Origin of the sequence: Microbacterium sp. (assembly GCF_052099035.1) — a bacterium.
GTDB lineage: Bacteria > Actinomycetota > Actinomycetes > Actinomycetales > Microbacteriaceae > Microbacterium.
Genome location: NZ_JBQDSX010000015.1, coordinates 1 through 4,249, shown reverse-complemented (window position 1 = coordinate 4,249; position 4,249 = coordinate 1). Strand labels below are relative to the sequence as shown.

General features: G+C 65.4%; 5 protein-coding genes and 1 tRNA gene. 2 read left to right on the top strand and 4 right to left on the bottom strand.

The features are described from left to right. Positions 1 to 954, bottom strand: a 954-nt coding sequence (locus tag ACTIAO_RS06700; RefSeq protein WP_441905571.1) for a DMT family transporter, incomplete at its 3' end; no start/stop codon positions are given. A gap of 61 nt (positions 955 to 1,015) precedes the next feature. Here ACTIAO_RS06700 and def point away from each other — a divergent pair. Both def and ACTIAO_RS06690 read left to right on the top strand, forming a co-directional pair. Continuing rightward, on the top strand, positions 1,016 to 1,582 hold the full coding sequence (gene def, locus ACTIAO_RS06695) for a peptide deformylase (protein ID WP_441905505.1): 567 nt from the start codon (positions 1,016 to 1,018) through the stop codon (positions 1,580 to 1,582). Between the two features lie 65 nt (positions 1,583 to 1,647). After that, positions 1,648 to 2,175, top strand: a complete 528-nt coding sequence (locus tag ACTIAO_RS06690; RefSeq protein WP_441905504.1) for a septum formation family protein — start codon at positions 1,648 to 1,650, stop codon at positions 2,173 to 2,175. Between the two features lie 55 nt (positions 2,176 to 2,230). Here ACTIAO_RS06690 and ACTIAO_RS06685 read toward each other — a convergent pair. From ACTIAO_RS06685 to ACTIAO_RS06675, 3 genes are all read right to left on the bottom strand, one after another. Then, positions 2,231 to 2,303 (bottom strand) — tRNA-Asn (locus ACTIAO_RS06685). A 95-nt stretch (positions 2,304 to 2,398) separates the two neighbouring features. Further along, on the bottom strand, positions 2,399 to 3,175 hold the full coding sequence (locus ACTIAO_RS06680; RefSeq protein WP_441905503.1) for an ATP-binding cassette domain-containing protein: 777 nt from the start codon (positions 3,173 to 3,175) through the stop codon (positions 2,399 to 2,401). A 36-nt stretch (positions 3,176 to 3,211) separates the two neighbouring features. Beyond that, positions 3,212 to 4,249: toprim domain-containing protein (locus ACTIAO_RS06675; protein WP_441905502.1), on the bottom strand; the 1,038-nt coding region annotated here is incomplete at its 5' end.

The window sequence follows — 4,249 nt, the reverse complement described above, 5'->3', positions numbered from 1 at the left end:
GTCGCTCCCCCGCTTGATGCCGAGGTCCTGGCTGTCGCTGAGCACCTGCGGGTGGTAGCGGGCGAGCCCCACCACGCCCCATACAGCCACTGCTCCGATGACGACGAAGGCGACCAGAGCCCACACCGGAGCGGCTGCGGCTTCGCCGAGAACGACGATTCCGATGACGACGGCGACGATCGGGTCGACCACGGTGAGTCCGGCTATGACGAGGTCAGGCGGGCCCGAGCTGTAGGCGGTCTGCACGAAGTAGGCGCCGACCGCGGATGCGGCGATCAGGGCGATGACGCAGACGAGCGTGAGCCAATCGAAGTTCTCCGCCTGCAGGCGCTTGATGATCACCTTGGCGAGGGTGGCGACGAAGCCGTAGAGGACGCCCGCGCCGACCACGTAGAACAGCGCCCGCATACGGTGCCGCAGAATCACCCAGCACGCACCGAGAATGATGATCACCACGAGCAGGGTCGTGAGGATGATGAAGAGTTTGTCGGTCGTCACGTCCTTCTCTGTGGCGAAGATCGCCGCGAGGAACACGAACAGGAAGATGCCTCCGACGCAGGCGACGATCGACGTCAAGGATTTCTTCGTGGGAGCCAGCCCGGAGACGTGGGCGTTGAGGAGCGTGGTGAGCACCAGGGCGATCGCTCCGAGCGGCTGCACGACGATCAGCGGTGCGACGGCCAGTGCTGCGAGCTGGCAGACGATCGCGAGGCCCAGCATCAAAGTGCCGAGGAGCCAGGAGGGCCGGGTCAGCAGCCCCTTGACCTGTGCCATGCTGAGACCGCTCGCCCCATCCGAACCGCTGAGCCGTTCGACCTTGGTGACACCGCGGTGCTGGTACTGCGCCCCGAATGACATGAAGACGGCACCGGCGAGTGCGAGTGGAATGCCAAGCAGCAGTGCGGGGTTCTGAAAAGCACCGACCAACTGTTCGCTGACCTCATCGACCGACATCCACACCCCGGAACTCACAATAGAACCCTACCCGGGGATCAGCGGACAGTAGGGTTGTGGCGTGGCTGTTCTTCCGATTCGCATCATGGGCGATCCTGTTCTGCACTCCCCCGCCGCTGAGGTCGTCGAGATCACCGACGAGATCCGTACGCTCGTCGCGGACATGTTCGAGACGATGGACACCGCTCCCGGTGTCGGTCTCGCCGCTCCGCAGGTCGGCGTGCCCCTGCGCATCTACACGTACGCATATGTGGACGACGAGGAGCGGCCGTGGCGCGGCGTGATCATCAATCCTGTCCTGTGGATGTCACCTCCAGAGCCCGGCTCTCCTGACCCCGACGAGGAGTCCGAGGGATGCCTGTCCTTCCCCGGCGAGCGATTCCCGCTGCGGCGCGCGGATCGCGTCCTGGTCTTCGGCATCGACGTCGATGGTGCGGCCGTGCGCATCGAAGTCGAGGGGTGGCGCGCACGCATCATGCAGCACGAGTTCGACCATCTCGACGGCATCCTGTACGTCGATCGGCTCTCCGACAGCGACTGGAAGACCGTGCAGAAAATCGCGCGAAAGCGCGGGTGGGGGCGTCCAGGCGCGAGTTGGATGCCGGGGATCGAAGATCTAGAAGGATAGGCTTTTCATAGGCAGGGTGTTCTTCCTGCTTTCGTTTCCGGAGGGGGAATTTGACGATGATGAAAATGCGCACCAAGCGCACGATGGCAATCGCGGGGTCGGCGCTCGCCTTGAGCCTTGCGCTCAGCGGCTGCAGTGTTCTGAACGGTTTCATGGGTAGCGGCGGCGGGGACGCCCAACGCGATGACGACAATCAGGTCACCGAAGAGGCGAACATCGACGTCTTCTCGTTGAAGGTCGGCGACTGCATGCCGTCGTCCGATACGACGGGTGAGATCACAGATGTCGATGTCGTTCCGTGCTCGGAACCGCACGCGGACGAGGTCTTCTTCGAGTTCGAGCTCGAAGGTGCCGATCTTCCCAGCGATGACGCCATCATGACCGAGGTCGAGGCGCAGTGCGTGCCCGCGTTCACCGAGTTCGTCGGCACGGATTACGACGAGTCGTCGCTCGATTTCTGGTGGATGACTCCTACGGAGGAGACCTGGACGCAGGCGAACGATCGCCTCGTCCAGTGCGTCATCTACCAGCCCGACGAGTCCGGCGAGAACCCCGTCGAGGTCACCGGCTCCCTGAAGGGCGCTGGCGTCTGATCGGATGCTGTAACGAAGAAGGCCCCGTCCATCGGACGGGGCCTTCTTCGTTCTGCTCCCCGAGTTGGACTCGAACCAACAACCTGCCGGTTAACAGCCGGCTGCTCTGCCAATTGAGCTATCGGGGATCATGCGTCGTCGCCGAGGCAACTCCACAATCCTAGCAAACTCCCCACGGTGCCTGTGACATCGGCGGGCCCGGTCGGGCGTGTCGCCGAGAGCGTCACCATCCAGGTGAGTCTGCCTCCGCGCCGGGGACCCAGAGCAGGTCCTTTCCGACGCCGCGCGCGACGACGTGGCCACCGCGCAGCATCAGCGTCTCGGCGTTGAGTTCACGGATGAACGCGGCGTCGTTCGTCACCAGCAGCGCGCCCATCCCCTGCTCCTTGCGGCGCCGAGTGATCGCATCGAAAACAACCGGACGCACCTCGAGGTCGAGATTGGCCAGCGGCTCATCCGCGATCAGCACCTTCGGCTCCAGGACGAAGGCGCGAGCGATCGCGACGCGCTGACGCATGCCGGCGCTGAGCTCGTACGGGAACTTCGCGGCGGTGCCCAGCGGCAGATGCATCTCGTCGAGCAGGGTTGCGACTCGGATCGACAGCGCCCTACTGTTCACGCGCTTCTCGCGGATGAAGATCGGTTCGGCGATCACATCGCTCACCGTCAGAGTCGGTGGAAGATCTGCCCCAGCGCCCTGCGGGATAAACCCCGTGAGATACGTCAGTTCACGGTGGTGACGTCCCGGCTTTCGCACATTGACGCCACAGACCTCCGCGTGCCCGCCGACGACGCGGACGGAGGGGTCTGTGGAACCGGCGAGGGCAGCAACCAGAGTGGATTTCCCCGAACCCGTAGGTCCTGCGACGCAGATCAGCTCCCCCGGCGGCAGCGCGAATGTGACGCCGTCGACCGCGCGCGTGGGACCGCTGTGCCCGACCCGGTCGATGACGAGGTCCGAGCAGTCGATCACGTGCGATGAGTGTGGTCTACGAGGCATTAGTCCATCCTCTCGCGCCAGCCGCGGCAGGGCGGGTTACGACTCGGCGAAGCGTTGACGCTCGGCATCGATGTCACGCAATCGCATCCGCAGCGCCCGTCCGCCATCCGAGTCGGCGGAGACGCGCTGGATCGCACCGAGCAGTTCCTGCTTCTCGCGTTCGAGGCCCCGCACGATCATGCGCTTGGTGAGGTCGGCAGTGGATGCCACCGCTCCCGCTTCGTCTTTTGCCGGGAACGGACTCATCAGCAGTTCGCCGGCCAGTGACCGATACGGTTCGCGAACGGCATTCACGGCATCCATCGCCCACCCGGCTCGTGTCCGGTCGGGGGCTGCGGCAATGCTCTCGCGCACGGCTTCCAGTGCGGGGTGGCGGAAGGCTGTTCCCAGAGCGCGCGCGAGCAACTCCTGATCGACCTGGTGCCCGTACTGCAGGGCGCCCATCAATATTCCACGCTCCGCGGCGACATCCGCCGTCCGCGGAAGGCTCGCCAACGTCACAGCCGGCACGGCAGGCGGCGCGGCATCCTGCCCCTGCGCGTGCACCGGCGTCTCCGATTTCGACTTCGCGGTGTTCGCGCCGCGCGCGGCGCGCTCCACCTCGGCACGGACCTCGGTGGGATCCATGCCGAGCCGCCGGGCGAGCACCCGTTCATAGCCCGGCCGAAGCAGACGGTCACGGATTTCGGCGACGATGGGGGCTGCGGCGCGCAGCGCACCGACCTGCCCTTCAACAGTCGCGAGATCGAAGCCGGCGAGCTTGCGATCGATCGCGAACTCGAACATCGGAACCTTGGCGTCCATCAGCCCTCGCACGGCAGCATCCCCGCGCTGCAGACGCAGATCGCACGGGTCCAGGCCGTTGGGAGCGACGGCGACGAAGGTCTGGGCGTTGAAGCGATCGTCTTCACTAAACGCGCGCAGCGCGGCCTTCTGCCCGGCCTCATCGCCATCGAACGTGAACACGACCTCGCCGGAGCTGGAGTCGTCCCCCATCACCCGGCGCAGCACCTTGATGTGCTCGGTGCCGAATGCCGTGCCACAGGTCGCGATCGCCGTGGTGACGCCGGCGAG

Coding starts and splice junctions, on each gene's coding strand:
- ACTIAO_RS06690 (WP_441905504.1), top strand. CDS start 1,648: ATGCGCACCAAGCGCACGATGGCAATCGCGGGGTCGGCGCTCGCCTTG.
- ACTIAO_RS06680 (WP_441905503.1), bottom strand. CDS start 3,175: ATGCCTCGTAGACCACACTCATCGCACGTGATCGACTGCTCGGACCTC.